This is a genomic window from Streptomyces sp. NPDC002742, from assembly GCF_042888885.1.
Taxonomy (GTDB): Bacteria; Actinomycetota; Actinomycetes; order Streptomycetales; family Streptomycetaceae; genus Streptomyces.
The window spans coordinates 118,951-142,485 of sequence record NZ_JBIAQF010000022.1 but is presented as its reverse complement, the minus strand read 5'-3'; the positions used below and the strand labels follow the sequence as shown (position 1 = coordinate 142,485).

22 protein-coding genes are annotated in these 23,535 nt (G+C 69.9%); 16 read left to right on the top strand and 6 right to left on the bottom strand.

What is annotated here, in order from left to right:
* Positions 1-18: 18 nt before the first annotated feature.
* The 4 genes from ACFYW8_RS32570 (at position 19) to ACFYW8_RS32555 (ending at position 3,862) form a co-directional block, all read left to right on the top strand.
* Positions 19-1,575, top strand: coding sequence for a flavin-containing monooxygenase (locus tag ACFYW8_RS32570; RefSeq protein ID WP_389085607.1), 1,557 nt, complete (start codon positions 19-21; stop codon positions 1,573-1,575).
* The gene (locus tag ACFYW8_RS32565) at positions 1,572-2,633 is read left to right on the top strand and encodes an alpha/beta fold hydrolase (RefSeq protein WP_389085602.1); all 1,062 of its coding nucleotides are present in this window, start codon (positions 1,572-1,574) and stop codon (positions 2,631-2,633) included. The genes ACFYW8_RS32570 and ACFYW8_RS32565 overlap by 4 nt, the downstream gene beginning before the upstream one ends.
* A complete protein-coding gene (locus ACFYW8_RS32560; RefSeq protein WP_389085597.1) occupies positions 2,630-3,514 on the top strand; it encodes an SDR family oxidoreductase in 885 nt (294 codons plus the stop codon). Before ACFYW8_RS32565 ends, ACFYW8_RS32560 begins: the two co-directional genes overlap by 4 nt.
* Before the next feature lie 156 nt (positions 3,515-3,670).
* Complete coding sequence (locus ACFYW8_RS32555) at positions 3,671-3,862, top strand: hypothetical protein (RefSeq protein ID WP_365876653.1); 192 nt, start codon at positions 3,671-3,673, stop codon at positions 3,860-3,862.
* A gap of 258 nt (positions 3,863-4,120) precedes the next feature.
* On the opposite strand, the gene ACFYW8_RS32550 is transcribed toward ACFYW8_RS32555, so the two are convergent.
* Positions 4,121-7,588 (bottom strand): S41 family peptidase, encoded by a 3,468-nt coding sequence (locus ACFYW8_RS32550; RefSeq protein WP_389085590.1) that lies wholly within the window; start codon positions 7,586-7,588, stop codon positions 4,121-4,123.
* Positions 7,589-7,860: 272 nt separating this feature from the next.
* Here ACFYW8_RS32550 and ACFYW8_RS32545 point away from each other — a divergent pair, with 272 nt between their 5' ends.
* Positions 7,861-8,451 (top strand): TetR/AcrR family transcriptional regulator, encoded by a 591-nt coding sequence (locus ACFYW8_RS32545; protein WP_365876649.1) that lies wholly within the window; start codon positions 7,861-7,863, stop codon positions 8,449-8,451.
* Positions 8,452-8,639: 188 nt separating this feature from the next.
* Positions 8,640-10,856, top strand: coding sequence for an MMPL family transporter (locus tag ACFYW8_RS32540; protein ID WP_389085583.1), 2,217 nt, complete (start codon positions 8,640-8,642; stop codon positions 10,854-10,856).
* Between the two features lie 3 nt (positions 10,857-10,859).
* On the opposite strand, the gene ACFYW8_RS32535 is transcribed toward ACFYW8_RS32540, so the two are convergent.
* Positions 10,860-11,216: an SsgA family sporulation/cell division regulator gene (locus ACFYW8_RS32535; RefSeq protein WP_365876645.1), complete on the bottom strand. Its 357-nt coding sequence runs from the start codon at positions 11,214-11,216 to the stop codon at positions 10,860-10,862.
* Between the two features lie 371 nt (positions 11,217-11,587).
* On the opposite strand from ACFYW8_RS32535, the gene ACFYW8_RS32530 reads away from it, so the two are divergent.
* The 6 genes from ACFYW8_RS32530 (at position 11,588) to ACFYW8_RS32505 (ending at position 16,719) form a co-directional block, all read left to right on the top strand.
* The gene (locus ACFYW8_RS32530) at positions 11,588-12,637 is read left to right on the top strand and encodes an energy-coupling factor ABC transporter permease (protein WP_365876643.1); all 1,050 of its coding nucleotides are present in this window, start codon (positions 11,588-11,590) and stop codon (positions 12,635-12,637) included.
* Between the two features lies 1 nt (position 12,638).
* A complete protein-coding gene (cbiQ, locus tag ACFYW8_RS32525) occupies positions 12,639-13,400 on the top strand; it encodes a cobalt ECF transporter T component CbiQ (protein ID WP_365876641.1) in 762 nt (253 codons plus the stop codon).
* Between the two features lie 164 nt (positions 13,401-13,564).
* Positions 13,565-14,314 carry an energy-coupling factor ABC transporter ATP-binding protein gene (locus ACFYW8_RS32520; protein ID WP_389085569.1) on the top strand — a complete coding sequence of 250 codons (750 nt, stop codon included), beginning with the start codon at positions 13,565-13,567 and terminating at the stop codon, positions 14,312-14,314.
* Positions 14,311-14,787, top strand: coding sequence for a MarR family transcriptional regulator (locus tag ACFYW8_RS32515; RefSeq protein ID WP_365876637.1), 477 nt, complete (start codon positions 14,311-14,313; stop codon positions 14,785-14,787). The genes ACFYW8_RS32520 and ACFYW8_RS32515 overlap by 4 nt, the downstream gene beginning before the upstream one ends.
* Before the next feature lie 282 nt (positions 14,788-15,069).
* Positions 15,070-15,474, top strand: coding sequence for an organic hydroperoxide resistance protein (locus ACFYW8_RS32510; RefSeq protein WP_365876692.1), 405 nt, complete (start codon positions 15,070-15,072; stop codon positions 15,472-15,474).
* Positions 15,475-15,558: 84 nt separating this feature from the next.
* Positions 15,559-16,719 carry a serine hydrolase domain-containing protein gene (locus tag ACFYW8_RS32505; protein WP_365876635.1) on the top strand — a complete coding sequence of 387 codons (1,161 nt, stop codon included), beginning with the start codon at positions 15,559-15,561 and terminating at the stop codon, positions 16,717-16,719.
* Between the two features lie 295 nt (positions 16,720-17,014).
* Here ACFYW8_RS32505 and ACFYW8_RS32500 read toward each other — a convergent pair whose 3' ends face one another.
* Positions 17,015-18,418, bottom strand: a complete 1,404-nt coding sequence (locus ACFYW8_RS32500; RefSeq protein WP_389085560.1) for a condensation domain-containing protein — start codon at positions 18,416-18,418, stop codon at positions 17,015-17,017.
* 466 nt (positions 18,419-18,884) lie between these two features.
* Here ACFYW8_RS32500 and ACFYW8_RS32495 point away from each other — a divergent pair, with 466 nt between their 5' ends.
* Entirely contained in the window at positions 18,885-19,556 is a 672-nt protein-coding gene (locus ACFYW8_RS32495) for a chaplin family protein (RefSeq protein ID WP_389085555.1), read from the top strand.
* Between the two features lie 456 nt (positions 19,557-20,012).
* Here the strand turns inward: ACFYW8_RS32495 and ACFYW8_RS32490 are convergent, their stop codons facing one another.
* Both ACFYW8_RS32490 and ACFYW8_RS32485 read right to left on the bottom strand, forming a co-directional pair.
* A complete protein-coding gene (locus ACFYW8_RS32490; RefSeq protein ID WP_365876629.1) occupies positions 20,013-20,297 on the bottom strand; it encodes a hypothetical protein in 285 nt (94 codons plus the stop codon).
* 72 nt (positions 20,298-20,369) lie between these two features.
* Positions 20,370-20,945 (bottom strand): hypothetical protein, encoded by a 576-nt coding sequence (locus ACFYW8_RS32485; protein ID WP_365876627.1) that lies wholly within the window; start codon positions 20,943-20,945, stop codon positions 20,370-20,372.
* 448 nt (positions 20,946-21,393) lie between these two features.
* Here ACFYW8_RS32485 and ACFYW8_RS32480 point away from each other — a divergent pair, with 448 nt between their 5' ends.
* The 3 genes from ACFYW8_RS32480 (at position 21,394) to ACFYW8_RS32470 (ending at position 22,854) form a co-directional block, all read left to right on the top strand.
* Positions 21,394-21,873 carry a hypothetical protein gene (locus ACFYW8_RS32480; protein ID WP_389085545.1) on the top strand — a complete coding sequence of 160 codons (480 nt, stop codon included), beginning with the start codon at positions 21,394-21,396 and terminating at the stop codon, positions 21,871-21,873.
* Positions 21,874-22,070: 197 nt separating this feature from the next.
* A complete protein-coding gene (locus tag ACFYW8_RS32475; RefSeq protein ID WP_326787257.1) occupies positions 22,071-22,352 on the top strand; it encodes a hypothetical protein in 282 nt (93 codons plus the stop codon).
* 217 nt (positions 22,353-22,569) lie between these two features.
* Complete coding sequence (locus tag ACFYW8_RS32470) at positions 22,570-22,854, top strand: hypothetical protein (RefSeq protein ID WP_389085538.1); 285 nt, start codon at positions 22,570-22,572, stop codon at positions 22,852-22,854.
* 270 nt (positions 22,855-23,124) lie between these two features.
* Here ACFYW8_RS32470 and ACFYW8_RS32465 read toward each other — a convergent pair whose 3' ends face one another.
* A complete protein-coding gene (locus ACFYW8_RS32465) occupies positions 23,125-23,469 on the bottom strand; it encodes a hypothetical protein (RefSeq protein WP_389085533.1) in 345 nt (114 codons plus the stop codon).
* Between the last annotated feature and the right edge of the window lie 66 nt (positions 23,470-23,535).

Sequence of the window (23,535 nt, the reverse complement as noted above, 5' to 3'; positions counted from 1 at the left end):
GGCTAGGGAGGCGTCGGGATGACCGAGCACGAGCATGTACGGGTGGCGGTGATCGGGTCCGGGTTCGGCGGGCTGGGAGCCGCTGTACGGCTCCGCCGCGAAGGGATCACCGACTTCGCGGTCCTGGAACGGGCCGGCGGTGTGGGCGGCACCTGGCGCGACAACAGCTATCCCGGGTGCGCCTGTGACGTCCCGTCGCACCTGTACTCGTTCTCGTTCGCGCCCAACCCCGAATGGCCGCGCACCTTCTCCGGGCAGGAGCACATCCGCGCGTACCTGGAGCATGTGGCGGACGTCTTCGGGCTGCGGCCGCATCTGCGGTTCGACACCGAGGTCAAGATGATGACCTGGGACGCGGAGAAGCTGCACTGGCGGATCGAGACGAGCCGCGGGTTCCTGACGGCGGATGTCGTGGTGTCCGCGACCGGGCCGCTCTCCGACCCCAAGATCCCGCGGATCCCGGGGATCGACACGTTCACCGGCAAGGTGTTCCACTCCGCCCGCTGGGACCACGACTACGACCTGCGCGGCAAGCGGGTGGCCATGGTCGGCACCGGGGCCTCGGCCATCCAGATCGTCCCGGAGATCCAGCCGGACGCCGCCCGGCTGACCCTCTTCCAGCGCACCCCGCCGTGGGTGATGCCGCGGGTCGACCGGGCCATCAGTGGCGCGGAGCGGTGGCTGCACCGGCGGCTGCCGTTCACGACGCAGGCCAGGCGCGGGCTCCTGTGGGGCATCCGGGAACTCCAGGTGCAGGCGTTCACCAAGCGGCCCAACGAACTGGGCCTGGTCGAGCGGCTGGCCAAGCGGAACATCGAGCGTGCCGTGAAGGACCCGGCGCTCCGGAAGAAACTGACACCCGACTACCGGATCGGCTGCAAGCGGATCCTGCTGTCGAACGCCTACTATCCGGCGCTCACCCGGCCGAACGTGGACGTCGTGGCCTCCGGACTCGCCGAGATCGACGGCTCCACGCTGATCGCCGCCGACGGCACCAGGGCGGAGGTCGACGCGATCGTGTTCGGGACCGGCTTCCACGTCACCGACATGCCGATCGCCGATCGGGTCGTCGGGGCGGAGGGCAGGACGCTCGCGCAGGCGTGGGAGAACGGCATGAAGTCGCTCCGAGGCGCCACCGCGGCCGGCTTCCCCAACTGGATGACGATCATCGGACCGAACACCGGGCTCGGGAACTCCTCGATGATCCTGATGATCGAGTCCCAGCTGAACTACATGGCCGACTTCGTACGGCAGCTGGACGTCCTCGGGGGACGTGCGGCGCTCGACGCGCGACCCGCCGCCGTGGACGCCTGGAACGACCGGGTCCAGGAGCGCATGAAGCGCACGGTGTGGAACACCGGCGGCTGCACCAGCTGGTACCTGGACGCCAACGGCGTCAACACCACCGTGTGGCCCGGTACGACGACCGAGTTCAGGGGCGCCACGCGCCGCGTCGACCTGGGGGAGTACGACGTGCTGCGCGCGCCGAAGACCGCACCCGGGGCCGAGCCCGGCGGCGAACCCGAGCCGCGTACGAAGAGCACCCGCAAGAAGAAGGTGGAGGCAGGAGCGTGAGCCGACCGACACACGAGACGAACGGGGCGTACGCGCCTCCCGTGCCGACGCGGGAGCTGATCGCGCACTCCGCCGACGGCGCGCGGTTGCACGTCGAGGTGCACGGCGCCGAGCACTCGCCCGCCGTCGTCCTCGCGCACGGCTGGACCTGCTCGACCGCCTTCTGGGCGGCCCAGATCCGGGACCTCGCCGCCGACCACCGGGTCATCGCGTACGACCAGCGCGGGCACGGGCGCAGTCCGGCGAGTGACGCGTGCAGCACGAAGGCGCTCGCCGACGACCTGGAGGCGGTGCTCGCGGCCACCCTCGCGCCGGGCGAGAAGGCCGTGCTCGCGGGGCACTCGATGGGCGGCATGACGCTGATGGCGGCCTCGGCGCGGCCGCGGTTCAGGGAGCACGCGGCGGCGGCGCTGCTGTGCAGCACGGGGAGCACGCGGCTGGTCGAGGAGTCGCGCGTGCTGCCGTTGCCCGCCGGACGGATCCGGACGCGGGTGACCGGTGCCGTACTCGGCTCGCGCGCGCCGCTCGGGCCCGTCACGCCGGTCGCCAGGTGGATCCTCAAATACGCCACCATGGGCCCCGGTTCGTCGCCCGTCATGGTGGAGGCGTGCGCGCGGATCGTGCACGCTTGCCCGCGCGCCGTGCGCCACGCCTGGTCGGCCGTGCTCGCCACCCTCGATCTCGAAGAGGGCGTAAGGGAGTTGCTGGTGCCGACGGCCGTGATCGCGGGCATGGTGGACCGGTTGACACCGGTCGTGCACGCGCGTGCTCTGGTGGCGGCGCTTCCGAACTGTGTCGGGAGCACCGAGCTGCCGGGGCTCGGTCACATGACTCCGGTGGAGGCGCCGGAGCTGGTGACCGCCCGGATTCGGGAACTCGTCTCCACGTACGCGTACACACGGACCGCCGAGGCGCAAAAGGCGGTGGGGAGCGTGGAGAGCAAGGCCGTGGAGAGCGCGGAGACCGTCGTAGGACGGGCGGCGATCGCCGCAGAGATCGCAGAGATCGCAGAGACCGCGGAGACCGCGGAGACCGCAGAGATCAAGGAGGGCGCATGAGCAAGGTGAGCCTGGAAGGGCAGGTCGCCGTCGTCACGGGGGCCGCGCGCGGTGTCGGCGAGCTCCTCGCGCGCAAGCTCTCCGCGCGCGGGGCGAAGGTCGCGCTGGTCGGGCTGGAGGCGGAGGAGCTGAAGCGGGTCTCGGAGCGGCTGCGCGGCGAGAGCGACCACTGGTACGCCGATGTCACCGACCACGAGGCGATGGCGCGGGTCGCCCAGGAGGTCGAGCAGCGGTTCGGGAAGGTGGACATCGTCGTCGCGAACGCCGGTGTCGCGAGCGGCGGCCCCTTCGTGGACTCCGATCCCCTCGCCTGGCGGCGGGTGATCGAGGTGAACCTGATCGGATCGGCGGTCACCGCGCGGGCGTTCCTGCCGGCGCTGATGAAGAGCCGGGGCTATCTGCTCCAGATCGCGTCGCTGGCAGCGATGACCCCCGCTCCCATGATGTCGGCCTACTGCGCCTCCAAGTCCGGGGTGGAGGCGTACGCGCACAGTCTGCGCGCCGAGGTCGGCCACAGGGGCGTACGTGTCGGCGTCGGGTATCTCTCGTGGACCGACACGGACATGGTGCGAGGCGCCGACCAGGACGAGGTGATGCGGGAGTTGCGGCAGCGGCTGCCGTGGCCGTCCAACAAGACGTATCCGCTGGGGCCGGCCGTCGACCGGATCGTGGCCGGGATCGAGCGCCGCTCCAGCCATGTGTACGCGCAGTGGTGGCTGCGCGGGATGCAGGGGATCCGGGGGTATCTGCCCAGCGTCATCGGGGCGGTCGGGCAGCGCGAGATGCGGCGGTTCGAACCGCGCCTCGGTGGTGTGCGGACAGGGCTGGTCGGGGCCGGCGGGGCGGCCGACGAGCAGGAGCGGAGATCCACGGCTCCGTGAGTCACCCGGGGTGTCCCACCGGGGGTGTCTCACGGTGAGTGACTGATCGAAATGCGTGCTCTGTCCCTGCGTGTAAGTCTGGTCGAGGCCCGAACCCCCCTCACCCGACAAGGGGGTCGAGGCCCGAATCCCTCACCCACTACGGGAGTGAATCGCATGAGCATGCAGGACCAGTTCAAGGACAAGGCCGAGCAGCTTAAGCAGCAGGCCAAGAAGCAGAAGAAGATGGGCGAACCGCGGGACAAGGCGAGCGAGCGTTCCCCGATGGGGCGTGACCGCACGATGCCCGACGCGGAGCGCGCTCAGCGGGAGGCCCAGGACCGCTTCGACCAGGACTACGACGCCTGATCGGTTCGCCGGCTCGGCCTGAGTGGGGTGCCCTCTCCCAAGAGGGCACCCCACTCTTGTATTTGCCGCCAGCCGCCAGCCGCCAGCCGCCAGCCGCCAGCCGCCAGCCGCCAGCCGCCAGCCGCCAGCCGCCAGCCGCCAGCCGCCCGGGGGTGCCGGGGGGGCGGGGATGCCGGGGTGGGGGGTGCGGGCGCGGTTCGCCCGGCCCCTCTGTCGGCCGTTCCTGGGGTGTCCTCCGGGCGGTCGGGCCGTTCTCGCTCAGCACGTTCGCGGGGGGAGCTTCGGTCGTGTTCTGTCGGGCACGTTCGAGTGGTCAGGCGGCGAGGCCGCGGGATGGGTGCGGAGCAGGTCGAGGGAGAGCTGGATGGCGTCGTCCAGCTGGGCGTGGCGGCCCTCCGCCCAGTCGAGCGGGGTGCGCAGGATCTCCAAGTCGGGCGCGACGCCGTGGTTTTCGACGGACCAGCCGTACGCGTCGAACCAAGCGGCGTTCATGGGCACCGTGATGACCGTGCCGTCCCCGAGGCGATGGCGGCCGGTCATGCCGACCACGCCGCCCCAGGTGCGCTGCCCCACCACCGGGCCCAGTTTGAGCAGTTTGAAGGCTGCGGTGATCATGTCGCCGTCGGACGACGTCGCCTCGTCGGCCAAGGCCACGACCGGGCCGCGCGGGGCGTTGGAGGCGTACGACACCGGCTGGGCGTCGCGGGTGAGGTCCCAGCCGAGAATCGTGCGCGTCAGCTTCTCGACGACCAGTTCGCTGATGTGGCCGCCCGCGTTGCCCCGCACGTCGACGATGAGGGCCGGGCGCGAGACCTCCATCCGCAGGTCACGGTTGAACTGGGCCCACCCGGAGCCGCCCATGTCGGGGATGTGCAGATAGCCGCAGTGTCCGCCGCTCAACTCCCGTACGACCTGGCGGCGTTTGGCCACCCAGTCCTGGTAGCGCAGGGGGCGTTCGTCGATCAGCGGGACCACGGCCACCCGGCGCGAGCGGCCCTTGCCCTCCGCCGGGGTGAAGGTCAGCTCCACCGTCGTACCGCCCGCGCCCGCGAGCAGTGGATACGGTCCGGTGGCCGGGTCCACCGGGCGCCCGTCGACATGGGTCAGGACCGCACCCTCGCGGATGCCGGCGCCCGCCAGCGGTGAGCGCGCCTTGGAGTCGGACGAGTCGCCGGGCAGAATTCGCTTGAGCATCCAACTGCCGTCACGGCAGACGAAGTTGGCGCCCAGCAGGCCCTGCCAGCGCTGGTAGTGGGGCGGACCTTCGTTGCGGCGCGCGGCGGTGACGTACGCGTGCGAGGTGCCCAGTTCGCCGAGGACCTCGCGCAGCAGGTCGGCGAACTCGTCGGGGGAGGCGACCCGTTCGACCAGTGGGCGGTACTGCTCCAGGATCGCGCCCCAGTCGAGGCCGCACATGTTCGGGTCCCAGTAGTAGGCGCGGATGATGCGGCCGGCCTCCTCGTACGCCTGGCGCCACTCGGCGGGCGGATCCACCTCGTGGAGGATGCGGCGCAGGTCGATCCAGACGGTCGAGTCGCTGTCGCCGGACTCGGTGGAGGGCACGGCGCGCAGATCGCCCTCGTCGACGACGACGAGCCGGGAACCGTCGCCGCTCACCGCGAACCAGTCCAGGTGGTCAACCAGTTCGGACTTTTTCGCCTTGGTGATGTTGAAGAACTCCAGGGTCGGACGGCCGGTCGTGTCGTCCGGGTTGGCGAATGTCTCGCCCAGCGCGCCGGAGATCGGCCAGCGCAGCCAGACCAGGCCGCCGCCCGAGACCGGGCGCAGCGCCGAGTACTTGGAGGCGGTGACCGGGAAGGGCGTCACCCGGCTCTCCAGACCTTCGAGTTCCACGGTCGTCGCGCTGCCGTCGCCGGGCCCCTCCTCGACCGGGTCGAGGCCGCCCGCGACCGGCCGCCCGTCCGGGTTCAACGCGAACGGGGAAGGGGTGGCGGAGGACAACGGGACCAGGTAGGGACGGCAGCCGAGGGGGAAGGACAGGTCCCCCGTGTGCACGTCGTACACGGGGTCGAAGCCGCGCCAGGACAGGAAGGCCAGATAGCGGCCGTCCCGCGTGAACACCGGATTCTCGTCCTCGAAGCGGCCGTTGGTGACGTCGACGATCAGACGGTCCTTTATGCGTGCCATCTTGATCTGCCGCAGGGAGCGTCCGATGCCGGGGTGCGACCACGTGAGCCACGCGCCGTCCGGAGAGAAGGCGAGGTCCGTCACCGGGCCGTTGATGGAACGGATGAGCTCGGTGACCTCGGCTTCTCCGGACATCGCGCCGGAGGGATCTTCGGATTCCGCGCCGGAGGGGTCTCCGGATTCCGCGCCGGAGGGGTCTCCGGACTCCGTGCCGGAGGGGTTTTTGGAGTCCGTGAGGGAGGCGTCTACGAGTTCCGATTCGGAGGTGTCGCCGGACTCCGTGCCCGAGGCGTCATCGGACTCCGTGCCGGGGACGCCGTCGGACTCCTCCGTCGCGTCGAGCAGAAGCAGCCGTCCGTCGTTCGAGGCGATGGCGAGACGTTCGCCCTGCGGGTCCGACACCAGTTCCTGTACGCGGCCCAGCCGGCCGGAGGCGAGGCGACGCGGCTCGCGGGCGCCGGTCGCGCGCGGCAGGTAGGCGATCTCGACGGCGTCCTCGCCCTCCGCGTCGGTGACATAGGCGACCTGTCCGCCCGAGCCGAGCATCTCGGGGAGCCGGACCCGTACGCCCGGGGTGTCCGCGATGGTGCGCGCGGGTCCGTCGCGGTGGGTGAGCCAGTACAGGCTGCCGCGTACGACGACGGCGCTGGCCCGCCCCGTCTCGTCCACGGAGATGCTGTCCACGTGCTGGGCGGCCGGCACCGGGTACGTACGCCGTCCGGCGCGCGGACCGCCCAGCAGGACGTCGAGGCGGCGCGGAACCGACTCGGGGGACAGGTTGTCGACGATCCACAGATCGCCGGCGCACTGGTAGACGACCCGGGTGCCGTCCGAGGAGGCGTGCCGGGCGTAGAAGGCGTCGTGGTCGGTGTGCCGGCGCAGGTCGGAGCCCTCGTACGAGCACGAGTAGAGGTTCCCGATGCCCTCGTGGTCGGAGAGGAAGGCGATCCGTCCGTCGACGAACATCGGGCAGGCGAGATGGCCGCCGAGCTCGGCGACCAGTTGCCGGCCGTGCAGCCAGATGCGGCCCATGGCCCCACCTCGGTAGCGCTTCCAGGCGGCCGGTTCGTGCGGTGGGGTGCCGGTCAGCAGCAGGGTCTTGCGCTCGCCCTCGACGTCGGCGACGCCGATGTCCGAGACCGGGCCCCAGGGCAGCTTGCGGCCGGGGTCGCCGTCGGTGGCGACGTCGTAGGCCCAGGTGAAGTAAGAGAAGGGCTGGCCGTGCGAGGCGACGGCGAGGATGTCGCCGTCGGGCGACCAGCCGCACACCTGGGTGTCGGCGCTGCCCCAGTAGGTGAGCCGGCGGCCCGGTCCGCCGTCCACCGGTGCCAGGTGGATCTCCGGGACGAAGCTGCGCCAGCTCGTGTACGCGATGTGCCGGCCGTCGGGGGAGAAGCGCGGGTGGCCGACCTTGGTGCGGTCGACGGTGAGCCGCCAGGCGCGCCCCCGGCCGTCGAGCGGGGCCAGCCACAGATCGTCCTCGGTGACGAAGCACAGCCGGTCGCCGTTCAGGTGCGGAAAGCGAAGATAGCCGGGGGAGTTCTCGTCCGTGGTCGCGTTCTCGTACTCGTCGCTCACCTCCCCATGCTTTTCCGCTGGGCGGGCCCCGGCAACTCGTGGAACCGGGGGCGCGTTGTGGGACGTGGGCGCGGGCGGGGATACGGGAGGTGCGTAGGGGGCGCGTTCAGGTCAGGCGACGCGTGCGCCCCGCCCGTTCCGGCCCCCCGTCACGGGTCTCGCCCACCGGCGTGACCCAGCACACGTACGAAACGGTTTCGTTTCGCTGGTGTCAGGAGGTATCTTCAGAGGCATACGAATCCGTGTCGTTCGAAGCGGGAGAGGTGAGTGGGATGGCTGAAGCCGCAACGGTGCGTCGCAGTCGGATCACACCCGAGCGTGAGGCCGAGCTGTACACGGCCGTGCTCGACCTGCTTCGGGAAGTCGGCTACGACGCCCTCACGATGGACGCCGTCGCGGCCCGTACCCGTTCCAGCAAGGCCACCCTCTACCGCCAGTGGGGCGGCAAGGCCGAGCTCGTCGTGAAAGCGCTGCGGCACCAGAAGCCGCTGAAGTTCTCCGACATGGACACCGGGAGCCTGCGGGGCGACTTCCACGCACTCGCCCTCAGGCAGGACGACTGCCAGATGGAACAGGACTCCGCGCTGATGCGGGGCCTGGCCATGGCGGCGCACGGAAATCCGGATCTGCTCAAGGCGTTCCGGGAGTGGCTGATCGAGCCGGAGCTGGAAGAGCTGCGCCGGGTGCTTCAGCGCGGTGTCGACCGAGGTGAGATCCGTGCCGACAACCCGGCGACGCAGTACGTGATGCACATGCTCATCGGCGCCTTCGCGGCCCGCACCATGATCGACGAACTCCCGCCGACGCAGGCCTTCCTGCATTCGTACGTCGACGCCGTGGTCCTCCCCGCTCTCGGCGCCTGACTTCCCACCCCTTCACCTCCTTCACCCTTTTCTTCTCGTTCCCCGCTTTCACCGGCATGCAGAGACAAACAGATCTCTGTAGTCGCACCTGACGCGCCGCTCACGTCGTCGGGCTGATCCCCCCTGCCCCCACTCGGGTGATCACACCAGCCCCTGCCCTTCCACGACCTGACCGGGAGTACGCCCTCGTGGCCACATTCCTCTACAAACTCGGCCGACTCGCCTTCCGGCGACGGCACTTCGCCGCCCTGATATGGGTGGCACTGCTGACGCTCGCGGGCGTCGGCGCCGCCTCCGCGCCCGTCGCGGGATCGTCCTCCTTCTCGATCCCCGGCACCGAGGCGCAGAAGGCCTTCGACCTGCTGGAGAGCCGCTTCCCCGGTATGAGCGCGGACGGAGCGACCGCGCGGGTCGTCTTCAAGGCGCCCGCCGGCGAGAAGATGGCGGACAAGGACAACAAGGCGACGGTCGAGAAGGCCGTCGAGGTGCTCGGCACCGGTTCCGAGGTCACCTCGGTCACCGACCCCTTCAAGGCCCACGCCGTGAGCAAGGACGGGTCGATCGCCTACGCCTCGGTGAAGTACAAGGTCTCCGGAATGGAGCTGAAGGACGCGTCGAAGGACGCCCTGAAGGCGGCCGCGCAGGACGCGCGGCACTCCGGACTGACCGTCGAGGTGGGTGGTGACGCGCTCCAGGCGACGCCCGAGACCGGTTCCAGCGAGATCATCGGCATCGCGATAGCCGCGGTCGTCCTCGTCATCACCTTCGGTTCCCTGATCGCGGCCGGGCTGCCGCTGCTGACCGCGCTGGTCGGCGTCGGCATCGGCGTCTCGACGATCACCGCGCTCGCCAGCGTGCTCGACCTCGGCTCCACCACCTCCACCCTCGCGATGATGATCGGCCTCGCGGTCGGCATCGACTACGCCCTCTTCATCGTCTCCCGCTACCGGGCCGAGCTGGCCGAGGGCCGCGAACGCGAGGAAGCGGCCGGACGGGCCGTCGGCACGGCGGGCTCGGCGGTGGTCTTCGCCGGGCTGACCGTCGTGATCGCGCTGGTCGGACTGTCGGTCGTCAACATCCCGATGCTGACGAAGATGGGCGTCGCGGCGGCGGGCACGGTCGCCGTCGCCGTACTCATCGCGCTGACCATGATCCCCGCGCTGCTCGGATACGCGGGCCGCCGGGTCCAGCCGGCCGGTCAGAAGAGCAGGTTCCTCGGCGGCGGCCGCGCCGCCAAGAAGGCGGGCAAGCCCAACATGGGCACCCGCTGGGCGAGCTTCGTCGTCCGCCGCCCGCTCGCGGTGCTGCTGCTCGGCGTGGTCGGCCTCGGCGCGGCCGCGGTCCCGGCGGCCTCGCTCCAACTGGGCCTGCCCGACGACGGTTCGCAGCCGACGTCCACCACCCAGCGCCGCGCCTACGACCTGCTCTCGGAGGGCTTCGGGCCCGGCTTCAACGGCCCGCTGATGGTCGTCGTCGACGCCAAGGCGAGCGACGCGCCCAAGGCGGCGTTCAGCAAGGTGCATGACGAGATCAAGGACCTCAAGGGTGTCGTGAGCGTGAGCCCGGCGGCGCCCAACAAGGCCGGTGACACCGCGATGATCACGGTGATCGCCGACTCGAAGCCGTCCTCCGTCACGACCGAGGACCTGGTCCACACCATCCGCGGCGGCGGCGCCGGCATCAAGGCCGAGACGGGCGCGACGGTGCTGGTCACCGGCTCCACGGCCATGAACATCGACTTCTCGCAGAAGCTCAACGACGCGCTGATCCCGTATCTCGCGCTCGTGGTCGGTCTCGCCTTCCTGCTGCTGATCGTGGTCTTCCGCTCGATCCTCGTCCCGCTGAAGGCGGCCCTCGGCTTCCTGCTCAGCGTGATGGCGGCCCTCGGCGCGGTCGTCGCGGTCTTCCAGTGGGGCTGGCTGTCCAGCCTGATGGGCGTCGAGGAGACCGGCCCGATCATGTCGATGATGCCGATCTTCATGGTGGGTGTTGTTTTCGGTCTGGCCATGGACTACGAGGTGTTCCTCGTGACGCGCATGCGGGAGGCCTACGTCCACGGTGAGAAGCCGGGCCAGGCGATCGTGACCGGGTTCAAACACGGCGCACGGGTCGTCACGGCGGCCGCGGTCATCATGATCGCCGTGTTCTCCGGATTCATCGGGTCGAGCGAGTCAATGATCAAGATGATCGGCTTCGGCCTCGCGATCGCCGTCTTCTTCGACGCGTTCGTCGTGCGGATGGCGCTCGTCCCGGCGGTGCTCGCACTGCTGGGCAAGCGGGCCTGGTGGCTGCCGAAGTGGCTGGACCGGGTGCTGCCGAACGTGGACGTCGAGGGTGAGGGCCTGCGCGCGCTCGACGAGAAGCCCCGCGAAGGGAAACACGACCGGGAACTCGCCGGCGTCTGAGTATCAGTGAGCCACCGGGGTGGCGGCCGTGTACGTACGACGGAGAAAGCGCATGAGCGCCTTCGTGTCGAGCTGCACGACCGCCACCCCTTGCGCGGAGTGGAATTCCAGGACGGCCTGGACGCGGCCGCACGGCCAGATGCGTATGTCGCCGTCGCTCACGGGGACGCGCAGGCCCTGTTCGAGGAGTTCGCGTTCGAAGACCCACTCGTGGGGGCCGGGCAGCGTGATGTGCACCTGGCGGGGGTCGGTCTCCGGGTCGTACCGGAGGGCCACCGGGACGGCCCGGTGTTCGTCGTCGGCGGAGTCGGCGGTGTCGGTCACGATATGAGCGCGTGCGTATTGCTCGACGGCGTGCATGAACCGACTCCTTACGCTGCGTTACCTATGCGGAAGCTGTGAATTCCGTCACCATTCCAATGTCGCACATCTCGCGGAAACCGCTCTCCGGTCGCCCGCGCCCCGCTTCAGGGGTCGCCTGCCCGGTCACGGCCGCCGCATGTGTGCGGCGACGGTCGCACCCGGCGCGAGCGCTCGACGCCGTCGCACCCGTCGGCGTGCCCCGGCTCGTCGATCGTTCGCCCACCGTTCGTGCCCGCCGCGAACGGTTCACTCCGGCGCGTCCGCCGGCTCGGTTCCCCTGAACTGCTCGCCCGCTCACGCCTGTCGGTAGCTATTCATGGGCTTCTCGCTCTTGCAAGTCATTCGCAACAAGGCATTATCATCGAACGGTGCATGTGCCTGACGGATTCATCAATGCCCCGGTCTCCGCCGCCACAGGGGTGGTCGCCGCCGGCGCCATCGCCGTGAGCCTGCGGGGTGCCCGCCGTGAACTCGACGAGCGGACCGCGCCGCTCGCCGGCCTGGTCGCCGCCTTCATCTTCGCCGTGCAGATGCTGAACTTCCCGGTCGCCGCCGGGACCAGCGGACATCTGCTCGGCGGCGCCCTGGCGGCCATCCTCGTCGGCCCCTACACAGGTGTCCTCTGCGTCTCCGTCGTCCTGCTCATGCAGGGCATCCTCTTCGCGGACGGCGGCCTCACCGCGCTCGGCGTGAACATCACCGACATGGCGATCGTCACCACGGTCGTCTCCTACGCCCTCTTCCGGGGCCTGGTGAAGGTGCTGCCCCGCAAGCGGCGTTCGGTCACCGTCGCGTCCTTCGTCGCCGCGCTGCTGTCCGTTCCGGCCGCCGCCGTCGCCTTCACCCTCATCTACGCCGTCGGCGGCACCACCGACGTCGCGATCTCCAAGGTCGCCACGGCCATGGTCGGCGTCCACGTCCTCATCGGCGTCGGCGAGGCCGTCATCACCGCGCTCACCGTCGGCGCCGTCATCGCCGTACGGCCCGATCTCGTGTACGGCGCCCGCGGTCTCCAGCAGCGGCTCAAGCTGCGGGTCGGCGGGGAACTGGTCGATGCCCCCACGGTCGCCGCCCCCGTCGCGGCCCGCTCCTCGCACCGAAAGGTGTGGATCACCGGCCTGGTCACCTCCCTCGTCCTCGCCGGATTCGTCAGCTTCTACGCCTCCTCGAACCCCGACGGCCTGGAGAAGGTCGCCAAGGACAAGGGCATCGACACCCGGACCGGGAAGCACGCGACCGGGGACTCACCGCTCGCCGGATACGGGGTCAAGGACATCTCCGACGCCCGGGTCTCCGGCGGACTCGCGGGGGTGATCGGCGTCGGCGTCACCGTCGTCGCGGGCACCGGCGTCTTCTGGACGGTCCGCAGACGACGTACGTCCGACACCGCGCCCACCTCCGTACCGGAAGGCGTCTGACGTGGGGGCGGGTCACACGCACCGGCTGTACCGCCACGGGCACTCGCCCGTGCACGCCCTTCCGCCGCACACCAAGCTCGCCGCGGCCTTCGCCTTCGTGGTCGTCGTGGTCTCCACCCCGCGCGAGGCGATGTGGGCGTTCGCGCTGTACGCCGCACTCCTCGCGGTGGTGGCCGGCCAGGCCCGCGTACCGGCGGGCGTGCTGCTGAAGCGGCTCCTGATCGAGGTCCCGTTCGTCGCGTTCGCGGTGCTGATGCCGTTCGTGGCGGAGGGCGAGCGGGTGGACGTGCTGGGACTGTCCCTGAGCGTCAACGGGCTGTGGGGCGCCTGGAACGTCCTCGCCAAGGGCACGCTCGGTGTCGCCGCCTCCGTCCTGCTCGCGGCCACCACCGAACTGCGGGAACTGCTCCTCGGCCTGCAACGGCTGAAGCTCCCGCCGCTCCTCGTGCAGATCGCCTCGTTCATGATCCGCTACGGCGACGTCATCACGGACGAGATGCGGCGCATGCGGATCGCGCGGGAGTCGCGCGGCTTCGAGGCGAGCGGAGTGCGGCACTGGGGGGTGCTCGCGAAGTCGGCGGGCGCGCTGTTCATCCGCTCCTACGAGCGCGGGGAACGCGTGCACCTCGCCATGGTGAGCCGTGGATACGCCGGTTCGATGCCTGTCATCGACGAGGTGACCGCGTCCCGGGCGCAGTGGTCGTACGCCCTCGCCCTTCCGTTCGCCGCCCTTGCCGTATGTCTGTTGGGATGGACGCTGTGATGCCTGCTGGAACGACCGGGGAGCTGTCTGTGGAGACGCCGGGGGAGAAGACCGGAGAGCTGTCCGCGGGGAATCCCGGGGAGGCGTCTGCCGGGACGACTGCGGGGAAGAGGCCGGGGACGACGGCGGGGAGGACTGCGGGGGCGGCCGGCGGGACGGACGCCGTGCCGGACTCGCTGGAGGTCTCCGGACTCGCGTTCGCCTACCCCGACGGGCATCAGGCCCTGTTCGGCGTGGACTTCGGCATCGGGCGCGGCGAGCGCGTCGCGCTGCTGGGCCCGAACGGCGCGGGCAAGACCACTCTCGTCCTGCACCTCAATGGCATCCTGACCGGCGGCGCCGGAACGGTGACGGTCGCCGGACTCCCGGTCGGCAAGCGGCACATGGCGGAGATCCGGCGCAAGGTCGGCATCGTCTTCCAGGACCCGGACGACCAGCTGTTCATGCCGACCGTGCGCGAGGACGTCGCCTTCGGTCCGGCCGCGGCGGGGATGAAGGGCGCCGAGCTGGAGGAACGCGTCCGCACGGCGCTGGAGCGGGTCGGCATGGCAGCCTTCGCCGACCGTCCGCCGCACCACCTGTCCTTCGGGCAGCGGCGCCGGGTCGCCGTTGCGACGGTGCTGGCGATGGAGCCCGAGATCCTCGTCCTCGACGAGCCCTCCTCCAACCTCGACCCCGCCTCCCGGCGCGAACTCGCCGACATCCTGCGCTCGTTGGACGTCACCGTCCTCATGGTCACGCACGATCTGCCGTACGCCCTCGAACTGTGCCCCCGCTCCCTCGTCCTGAGCGACGGTGTGATCGTCGCCGACGGCCGGACCGGCGAGCTCCTCTCCGACGGCGAGCTCATGCGCACCCACCGTCTGGAGCTGCCCTTCGGGTTCGACCCGCGCTCCGTGACAATGGGGGCGTGACGAAACAAGAGGACGTCGGGCCGCCGCCGGCCGGGTCGCTGCTGCTCGACGACCAGCTGTGCTTCGCGTTGTACGCCGCCCAGCGCGCCGTGACCGCCGCGTACCGCCCGCTGCTGGAGGAACTCGGTCTCACCTACCCGCAGTACCTCGTCCTGCTCGTTCTCTGGGAGCGCGGCGAGACCACGGTCAAGGAACTGGGCACCGCCCTGCACCTCGACTACGGCACGATGTCGCCGCTGCTCAAGCGGCTGGAGTCGGCGGGGCTCGTACGCCGTGAGCGCTCGGCGCACGACGAACGCTCCGTGCGCGTCGCCCTCACCGGGCGCGGCGAGGTGCTGAGGGAGCGCGCGGAGGAGGTGCCGCAGGCGCTGCTGACGGCGACCGGCATGAGCGAGGCCGACGTCACGCGCCTTCGCGGGGAGCTGCGGCGGCTCACGGAGCGCGCGGAGGCCGCGGCGGCGCGGGGTCGCTGACCCGCGCGGGAGATCGCGGCGCCGTCGCGGGGCCGCCACCCCTCGCCGAGCCGCGGACGGCCCTGTTCTCCCGGACTTTCCACCCTGTTCGCCCGGGTTTCCTGCCCCGGTCGCCCAGGTTCCCGCCCCGGTAACCCAGGCTTCCCGGCCCTGGGCATTCCGGACCCCCATACCAACCGGTACCTTGTGCACGATGTACTTGTGCACTCCTGTGTTGTCCGCCCTGGGGGAGGTCCTGCCGTGATCGACGGCGCTGTTGTCGACACCCGTCCGACGAAGATCATGTATGTCGCCGAGGCCACCGCTCACGGCGGCCGGAACGGACATGTGACCAGCCAGGACGGGCAGCTCCAACTGAAGGTCGCGATGCCGCCGGCGCTCGGCGGCGACGGGAACGGCACGAACCCGGAGCAGCTGTTCGCGGCCGGATACAGCGCCTGCTTCCACAACGCGCTCGTGCTGGTGGGCCGCCGCGCCGGCCTCGACCTCACCGGTTCCACGGTCGCGGCGAAGGTCGGGATCGGCCCGAACAAGCAGCGCGGCTACGGACTGGCGGTCGCCCTGAGTGTCTCGCTCCCCGTCGTCGACGAGGACGTGGCGACGAAGCTCGTGGACGCGGCGCACGAGGTCTGCCCGTACTCGAACGCCACCCGCGGCAACATCGAGGTCACGATCCTGCTGGGCTAGGGGTCCTAGGAATCGGAGGCCGCGGACGCGTGTTCCACTCACTGCTGGAACTTCGACAGCGGTGAGGCGACAGGGAGCGCGGGCGTGGACGTGAACGGCACAGTGGCCGAGGGCTTCGAGCCGGTCAGGGAGGCGTTCGCGGGCAACTTCGCGGCGCTCGGGGACCGGGGCGCAGCCGTCACCGTGTACCGCGACGGGCACAAGGTCGTCGACCTGTGGGGAGGCACCCGTGACGTCGACGGCACCGAGCCCTGGCAGCACGGCACGGCGCAGATCGTGCGCTCCGCGACCAAGGGCGTCGCCGCCGCCGTACTCCTGCTGCTCGCCCAGCGAGGACAGCTCGACCTGGACGCGCCGGTCGGGTCCTACTGGCCCGAGTACAAGGCGCACGGCAAGGAGCACACGCGGGTGGGGCACCTGCTCGCGCACCGGGCCGGAGTGCCCGTCCTCGACCGTCCGCTCAGCCCCGCCGAGGCCGCGGACCTCGACCTCGCGGCCGCCGCGGTGGCCGCGCAGACGCCGGTGTGGCAGCCCGGCGCCGAGCACGGGTACCACGCGCAGACGTACAGCTGGCTGACCGGCGAGCTGGTCCGGCGGGTGACCGGGCGCACGATCGGCCGGTGGATCGCGGACGAGATCGCCCGGCCGCTGGACCTGGACCTGTGGGTCGGGCTTCCGGAGGCGGTGGCCGGCCGGGTGGGGCGGGTCGCGCAGGTCGAGGCGCCGTCGACGCCCGGCGGCCTCAAGACCCGTCCGAAGCGGGCGGTCTCCGAGGCGTACGCCGACCCGGACAGCCTCACCCGGCGCGCCTTCGCCGCGATCACCCCGATGCCCGACGAGAACGATCCCGCCTACCGCGCGGCCGTCCTCCCCGCGTCGAACGGCATCGCCACGGCCGACGGCCTCGCCCGCTTCTACGCCGCGCTGATCGGGGAGGTGGACGGCGTACGGCTGTTCACGCCGGAGACGGTGTCGGCCGCGCGGACGGAACAGTCCGCGGGACCCGACCGGATCCTGGTCGTCAACACCCGGTTCGGCCTCGGGTACATGCTCCACGGCGGAGCGTCGCCACTGCTCTCCCCGGGCTCCTTCGGCCACCCCGGCCGCGGCGGCGCCCTCGGCTTCGCCGACCCCGAGTCGGGCATCGCCTTCGGGTACGTCACCAACGCCTTCCGCACGAGCGTGACGGCGGACGCGCGAGCACAGGCGCTGGTACGAGCGGTACGGACGGCAGTCACCGCGTAACCGCCCACCACGTCCGGTCGCCCACCACGTGCGGTCGCCCACCACGTGCGGTCGCCCACCGTCGGTCGGTCGCCCACCGTCGGTCGGTCGCCCACCGTCGGTCGGCCGCCCACCGTCGGTCGGCCGCCCACTGTCGACCGACCGACCGGCGGGGCAGCGGCCCGGCCGTGGAAAGCCTTCTGCCGTCGACGGCACCTCGCAGCGGACCCGCTCGCCGTCCTCGTCCGTCGCGACGAGGGCGGCACCGTTCTCCGTCGATGCCGGCGTCGTCGCAGCCGGCGATGCGCGTCGGCGATCAGCGTCCTGCGACGGTTGAAAAGGTCGCGGGACCAACCGAGACGATCAGCTCTCGAAGCTTCTCGATGTACAGGCGTACGTTCTTGGAAGCGATGTCCGTGTCCGGGTGGCGGCATGCGATCCACAGTCCCTCGTGCAGCCGGTTGACCCAGGCGCACACCTGATCGCCGTACGACACACGGAGCAGCCCGTACGCCTTTTGTTCGCTCCAGCAGGTCGAACCGGGAATGAGGCGGGCGTCCACATACGAGACGATCGAGTACAAGTCGGGTGATGCGGGGCGGAAGTCCTCGCCCAGGAGGCGCAGTACTCGGGCCAGAGGAATGCGTGCCAACGACCGATTGGCTTGCAGTTGGGCCCGGACCGAGGCGAGCGCGGTGTCGAAGTCCCGTGCCGCGGGTACTTCGATCGGTGCGCCGCCGACATACCAGCCCACGGAGTCTGTCCACGCGGACTTCAGACGGGTGTGGAACGGCACGACCGTGCGGTAGACCGGTTGCCCGCCGAGTTCGTGGACGATCAGACTGGTGGCGGCCAGGACGCCCACCAGGCTGCCGCCGTAGGGCCGGCAGTACGTCTCGAACGCCGCGGCCGCGTCCGCGTCGACGAGCGGCTCGCGCATGAGCTTTTGGACGGGCAGCACGTCGCCGGGCCGCAGGCCCAGATCGACAGGGAACTCCGGAAGCCTTCCGTCGCACCGGCCGATGAACTCCCGCCAGCGCGTGACGATCGAGTGTGTGTCGTCGATGGCGTTCGCGTTCGCCCGCTCCTGCTCGCAGAAGTCCACATAGCTCGCCACCGGTGTGGCGGTCAGGGGCTGCCCCGCGACCTGTGCCGTGTACAGCTCCTGCACCTCGTACGGGATGCGGTGCAGCGAGTAGGCGTCGACGTTGGTGTGGTCAAATGCCAGATACACGCTGGTGGAGTCCTCGCGGACGACCGCCGCGTAGAGGAGGTTGGGCCAGCCGACAGCGTCTGCCGCGTCGTCGAAACGGGCCTGCAAACGCTCGGCCAGCAGGTTCGCGTCGGCGAAGTCGCCCACCACTTCGCGGTAGAGCGTGACATCGTCCCGGTCGAGAGTGAACCGGTGCATCTCGTCGCCCACCCATCTGAACCCGCTGCGCAGCGTCTCGTGGCGCAGTGTCCAGCCGTGTAGGGCCTGTTCCAGCACGTCGAGGTCGACTTGGCCGGGCAGGTCGAAAGCCGTACCGATCCAGGTCGGCACGAACAAGCCCCCCTCGCGTACCGACCGCGCCGTTCTGATGTGTGACTCCTGGATGTACGCCGGAGGCCGCGGATCCGTAGGCAGCGCCGCCGCGGCCGCGACGGTCGCGGGGCTGAACCCCCACTCCACAAGCCGTCCAGGCCGGACCTCGCAGCGCTGAAGATCAGAAATTCGCACAGTGGCGTCTCCTTGTTGAAAACACAGGCTTGATCAACGTGTAGTCGTGGGCGAGCGCCGTATGCCGTGTCGCCTGCGAATCAGCAGAAGGTGTGGTACGTCGAACGGTGAAGCGACCCGTCCGTCGCCCCGCATTCAACGGCCCTTCATGCGCCTGCCTGTAGGGGCCGGCTTCGTTCCACGCGGTGCCGCGGCAACGGCTCGACGAGCGATCACGGTTCGTCCGAGACGTCTCCACGGCCGCGGTTGCCTCTTCACGGCGATCGTCATGACAAGAGCAACGAGCAACCAGGCCGACAGTCACATGATCGACGTCATCTGTTGGGGCCTTTTGGCCCAGCACAGCGACTTGGAAGGTTGCACGCCATAACCCCTGTTGCTTTTCCGGCGTTTGCAGATGTGCGGGTGAGTACCCGCGGTGATGTAAGGAAGGTATAGATCTATGAGACGGGCTACTCGAAACCGCGTGCTCGCCGTTGCCGCCGCATCCGGCGCGATGGCCGTAGCTCTCCCGGGGTCCGCCGTCTTCGCGGCCGACGGCGCTGACGCCGGGGCTACGGCGGCCGGTTCGCCCGGGGTGCTCTCCGGGAACAGCATCCAGGTTCCGTTGTCCGCGGCGGTGAACCTCTGCGGCAACACCGTGGACGTCGTGGGGCTGCTCAACCCGGCCGTGGGCAACGTGTGCAAGAACAGGGACACGGCCAAGGCCGACGGTGCGGAAACCGACGGCGGATCGGACACGTCAGGCGGAGCCTCGGCTGTCGGCCGCGTCACGGACTCGCCCGGGCTGGTCTCGGGCAACGGTCTGCAGCTCCCGGTCGATCTGCCGGTGAACGTTTCCGGGAACAGTGTCGACGCGGTCGGCGTGGGCAACCCGGCTGTCGGCAACCAGTCGGTCAACGGCGGTGAACACTCTCACCCTCACGTTTCCCGGACAACTCCGGCCCCCGAGCCCTCGGCCCCGACGCCTCCGGTGTCGCGCGTCCCGGCCCCCCGGCATGAGACCGTTCCGGACACCCCGGACACGGCGACGCTGGCCCACACGGGAGCGGATCTGGCTGTGCCGACCCTCGCCGGCGCCGCCGTCTCCCTCCTCGCGGGTGCGGTCCTGTACCGCCGTTTCCGCCCAGGTCGCTGACCCGGCCCGGATGCCTGTACAGCCCCATCGAACGTGTTTGGTGGGGCCCAGGCGGGCCGCCGGTGCCCGTCCGCCCTCCGCGCCCTGGCATCGAGATCCAGGACCGGTCCGGGCAGCGCACGTCCTCCGGTCCGGGCTGCGGGTATGCCCTTGCCCCGCTCAGCGGCCTGCGTTCAGACCTCAACGGACCTCTCCGGTTGGGCAGTTGCCGATGAAGCAGGAAACCCCGGCGCGCGAGCCGTAGGAATTCCCCCTCGCTCACGGCGGGCTCTCGGCGGCGGGCCGAAGCAAAACGAAGGCGGCGTGAACGCTTCATGCGTTCACGCCGCCTTCGTGCAACCCGATGCGGAGACGGTGCAGGCCAGATCGAAAAGGTATGCAGGTAAAAGACCTCGCGCCACGCGTGGAAGCAGTGGCACCGCGCCGACGGAACGGAGGGCGCGAGTGGGAGGTCGGTCAGAGCGCCCGGCTGTTGCAACCCATGTCGGAACCGAGATGGCTCTTCTGCGCGCCCGCGGCTCCTTCTCCGTTCAGCAGGTTGCCGGCCACGCCGGTGAGGGCGCCGACGCTGCCGAGCACCTCGATGTTCATGTCGTGCGAGCGGCACTCGACGCCCTGCGTGATGTCGATGCCGTCGTTGTCGTGGCCCGGGTCGCCGTATGCGGAAGCGGTGTTGGCACCCAAGGCGCCGACACTGCCGAGGAGGGCGCTCAGAAGAACTACCTTGTGCAGCTTGCGCATTTGAAGCTCCTTGGAGGAAGTGCGGGGATCTGACCCGTTGAGTCAGGACTGCGGATGTGCGGGGGCGGGCTGTCAGCCGAGTCGGGGAAGTCCCAGTTGTCCGACGGGAGGGGCCGCGATCTGCCCGAGGGCGACCGGAGCCAGTTCCGGTGCGCTCGTGGGCGTGACCGTCGGGTCGACGAGCGGGTTCACCTGAGGGTTCAGCTGTGGGTTCACCTGGGGGGCGACCATCATCGGGGCCTGTGAGTCGAGCACCGGGGGTACCGCTACCTGCGGGGCGACCTGAGGCATGACCTGAGGCATGACCTGTGGCACGACCTGCGACGGGGCGGCCTGCGCCGGCTGTGCGGGTGCGGCCTGCGCGAACTGTGCGGGAGCGGCCTGTTGCGGGTTCGACGAGCTGGAGGCCTGGGCTGTTCCCTGTGATGAGGCCGAGGCCGAGGCGTATCCGGTCTGCTGTGCTCCTGACGGGGCGGCCTGTGGGGCCGGTTGGGGAGCCGCGGCCGGAGCGGGCGGCTGATCCGGAACCGATGCCGGGGTGGAACCGAGGCGCCCCTCCGGTGAGTTGGCATAGCTGCCGCTGGCGCCGATGCCGGCCAAACCGCTGGCCGCTGCGACGACGAGCGCGGCCTTGTGAAGCTTCCGCATGAAACCCTCGGCCCTTCGTTACCTGAGATGTGAGTCCATTGCATTCAATGCGGTCACGCGTGCAGTTGGTGCGTCACTCGCATCGCGCCGGAGGCTACGGTTATCTCGAGGAGCACGCGGACTTCGTATCGGAGCTGGCAGCGGGTCCTCTACCTGTCAATGGTTTACGGTCGCTGCCCTCTCCTCCGAGGAACGAGGTTTCGGCGCCGTGGTCACGGCACTCGCCTGGCCGTCACCCATTTGCAGTCTGCCGACCCGGGCGTCACGGCTCGCGCGCCGCACCGAATGGGTGAGCACACCCCCGCACCCGTTTCGGGTCCGTGTTTTTTTCGTTCCCCACGGGGCGATAGGGATGGCCCATCGCGGCCGAACGGAGCAGCGAAGACCGCGCTGCCGCATCGGCACATCAGCTTCCGTGCACAGGTCAATTGAAGAGCCGAGGAAACTCATGCGTATGCTTCACAAGATCGCGCTCGTCGCCGCAACAGCCGGCGGCCTGGCCGGCGTCGGCGCCGGTCCAAGCTCCGCCGCCACCCCCTCCGCCCCCAACGGCGTCGCACCGCACCCGGTTTCGCAGCCCGACGCCCAGGCGGCCTCCGCGTCTTCCGCTCAGGCGACCGCGCGGACCTATGGCTCGCCGGCTCCGCAACAGCTGGCACCGGCACGTGGCACTCAGGTTTCCCCGCAGGTCAACCCGCAGCTGAATCCGCAGCTCAGCCCGCGGATCTCTCCTGAAGCGCCGCAGCGGCAGCAGGGCGCTTCGGCGGGGCAGGCCAACCTGTTCCGTCCGTACCAGGAGTGCAGCCCGCAGACCCTGCTCGATGCGAACGTCCCGGTTGCCCTGCTCGCCGAATCCCAGACCCGGGGCGTCGAGTGCACCCAGGCCAACAGCCAGACGAATTCTTTCGCCAACGTGCAGCAGCACTGACGGACGATCACGTCGATGCCGGGCACGGGCGGCGGACGAACCGGACTCGGCTCGCCCCGCGAAACACCTTCCGGTGCTTCCTCGGTGACATAAAGCCAGCGTGTCGTTGTCCAATTCAAGGCTTTTGTCGCTATTGTTCTGTCCGTAACCGCGATCTACCCACAGATCGCAAAAACTCACCCCCACACGGAGATGAAATGCGCAAGCTTCGCAACGTTGCGGTCCTGGTCGCTGCCATCGGCAGCATCGGGCTCGTAGGCGGTACGGCCTACGCCGGCGGTCACGGCGAGGGCGGCGGCGACCAGTTCAGCGTCACGCAGAGCTCCAACTGCAAGTCGCACGACCTGAACCTCGACGTCCTTGGCCAGGTCGGCGTGCTGAACGGCCTGCTGGGCAACGCCCTCAACGGCGAAGGCAACCCGGGCGCCCAGTCCACCTCGCTCGGCTCCACCATGGGCTGTAACAACAGCGCCTTCTGAAGTCCCCTCAGGCGTAGAGACGCCGAACCATGAACGGTCCCGGCGCTGGGCCTCAGGCAAAGTGCCGGGACCTTTCGCGTGCGCCGAACCACTGCCGAGGCGGCACAGCGTAGTGCTGGACCCCTCCGGGCACTCCGTTCTGGCGCCGTTGAATCCTTCGCGTCACGTAGAGGCGATCCCTCGCGGATCGCATTCACCCACTTCTTCTGGAGATGGCATGCGCAAGCTCCGCACGGCCGCTGTCCTGATGGCAGTACTCGGAAACGTCGGACTTCTGGGCGTCAGCGTCGCCCACGCAGATCAGGGCATGGGCGGGGGCGACAGCTTCAGCGTCTCGCAGAGCAGCACCTGTGAATCGCACGACCTGAACCTCGACATTCTCGGTCAGGTCGGCATCGGCAACGGGCTGGGCGGCAACCTGCTGGGCGGCGAGGGCAACCCGGGGGCCCAGAAGACGTCGCTGGGCTCAACCGCGGGCTGCAGCAACCACTTCGGCGGCTGAGAGCTCACAGCGGTTTGCCTGAGTTCCGAACATGGCTACGGCCTTCGCCCGATCCTGTGCTCCGTCACGGAAGCACGGGATCAACGCGAAGGCCGTAGCCATGAGGCCGTCGCACCACACCCGCGCCTGCCCGGCTCCACGGCGGCGACGAGGCATCAGGGCCGGCCGGGGGCGGGGAACTCCGGTCTGCCTCGGGTGGGAGACCTGCCTCTTCGAAAACGAAATGCTGGTCCGGGAACCCTTCCCCGGACCAGCATTTCGCGTGAGCGCTCAGATGCCGAAGTGCGGCTTCTTGAACCCCTCAGGCAGCTTGGCCGTGTTGGAGCACTCCACGACCGGCCCCACTTTCGCAGGTGCGCTTCCCAGGAGTTGGTCCTGCTGCGTGACCACGTGCGGCCGGTCTGTCGTCAAGCACTGCTGGTCCTGCTTGACAACGTGCGTGCCGTCCTTGTCGGTGTACGTCGCATTCTTCTGAACGCACACGACGTCCTTCTGCTCGGTGGCGGGGCAGGCGCCTGGGTTTCCCACAGCTTGTGCCTGTGTAGCGCCGAGGCAGATGGCGGCGAGGCTTCCGGCGAATGCAGCGACGGCCGCAGTCCTCTGCGAAAAGAGCATGCGTTGAATTCCTTTGTGGTGAAGAATCGGACAATCCTTTATCGGCCGGAATTGCCCGCGCCGATA

Excerpts from the sequence above, each read along its gene's own strand:
- ACFYW8_RS32475 (WP_326787257.1), top strand. The coding sequence starts at position 22,071 with ATGCGCAAGCTTCGCAACGTTGCGGTCCTGGTCGCTGCCATCGGCAGC.
- ACFYW8_RS32465 (WP_389085533.1), bottom strand. The coding sequence starts at position 23,469 with ATGCTCTTTTCGCAGAGGACTGCGGCCGTCGCTGCATTCGCCGGAAGC.
- ACFYW8_RS32545 (WP_365876649.1), top strand. The coding sequence starts at position 7,861 with ATGGCTGAAGCCGCAACGGTGCGTCGCAGTCGGATCACACCCGAGCGT.
- ACFYW8_RS32560 (WP_389085597.1), top strand. The coding sequence starts at position 2,630 with ATGAGCAAGGTGAGCCTGGAAGGGCAGGTCGCCGTCGTCACGGGGGCC.
- ACFYW8_RS32535 (WP_365876645.1), bottom strand. The coding sequence starts at position 11,216 with ATGCACGCCGTCGAGCAATACGCACGCGCTCATATCGTGACCGACACC.
- ACFYW8_RS32510 (WP_365876692.1), top strand. The coding sequence starts at position 15,070 with ATGTATGTCGCCGAGGCCACCGCTCACGGCGGCCGGAACGGACATGTG.
- ACFYW8_RS32570 (WP_389085607.1), top strand. The coding sequence starts at position 19 with ATGACCGAGCACGAGCATGTACGGGTGGCGGTGATCGGGTCCGGGTTC.
- ACFYW8_RS32555 (WP_365876653.1), top strand. The coding sequence starts at position 3,671 with ATGAGCATGCAGGACCAGTTCAAGGACAAGGCCGAGCAGCTTAAGCAG.
- ACFYW8_RS32480 (WP_389085545.1), top strand. The coding sequence starts at position 21,394 with ATGCGTATGCTTCACAAGATCGCGCTCGTCGCCGCAACAGCCGGCGGC.
- ACFYW8_RS32490 (WP_365876629.1), bottom strand. The coding sequence starts at position 20,297 with ATGCGCAAGCTGCACAAGGTAGTTCTTCTGAGCGCCCTCCTCGGCAGT.
- ACFYW8_RS32485 (WP_365876627.1), bottom strand. The coding sequence starts at position 20,945 with ATGCGGAAGCTTCACAAGGCCGCGCTCGTCGTCGCAGCGGCCAGCGGT.
- ACFYW8_RS32470 (WP_389085538.1), top strand. The coding sequence starts at position 22,570 with ATGCGCAAGCTCCGCACGGCCGCTGTCCTGATGGCAGTACTCGGAAAC.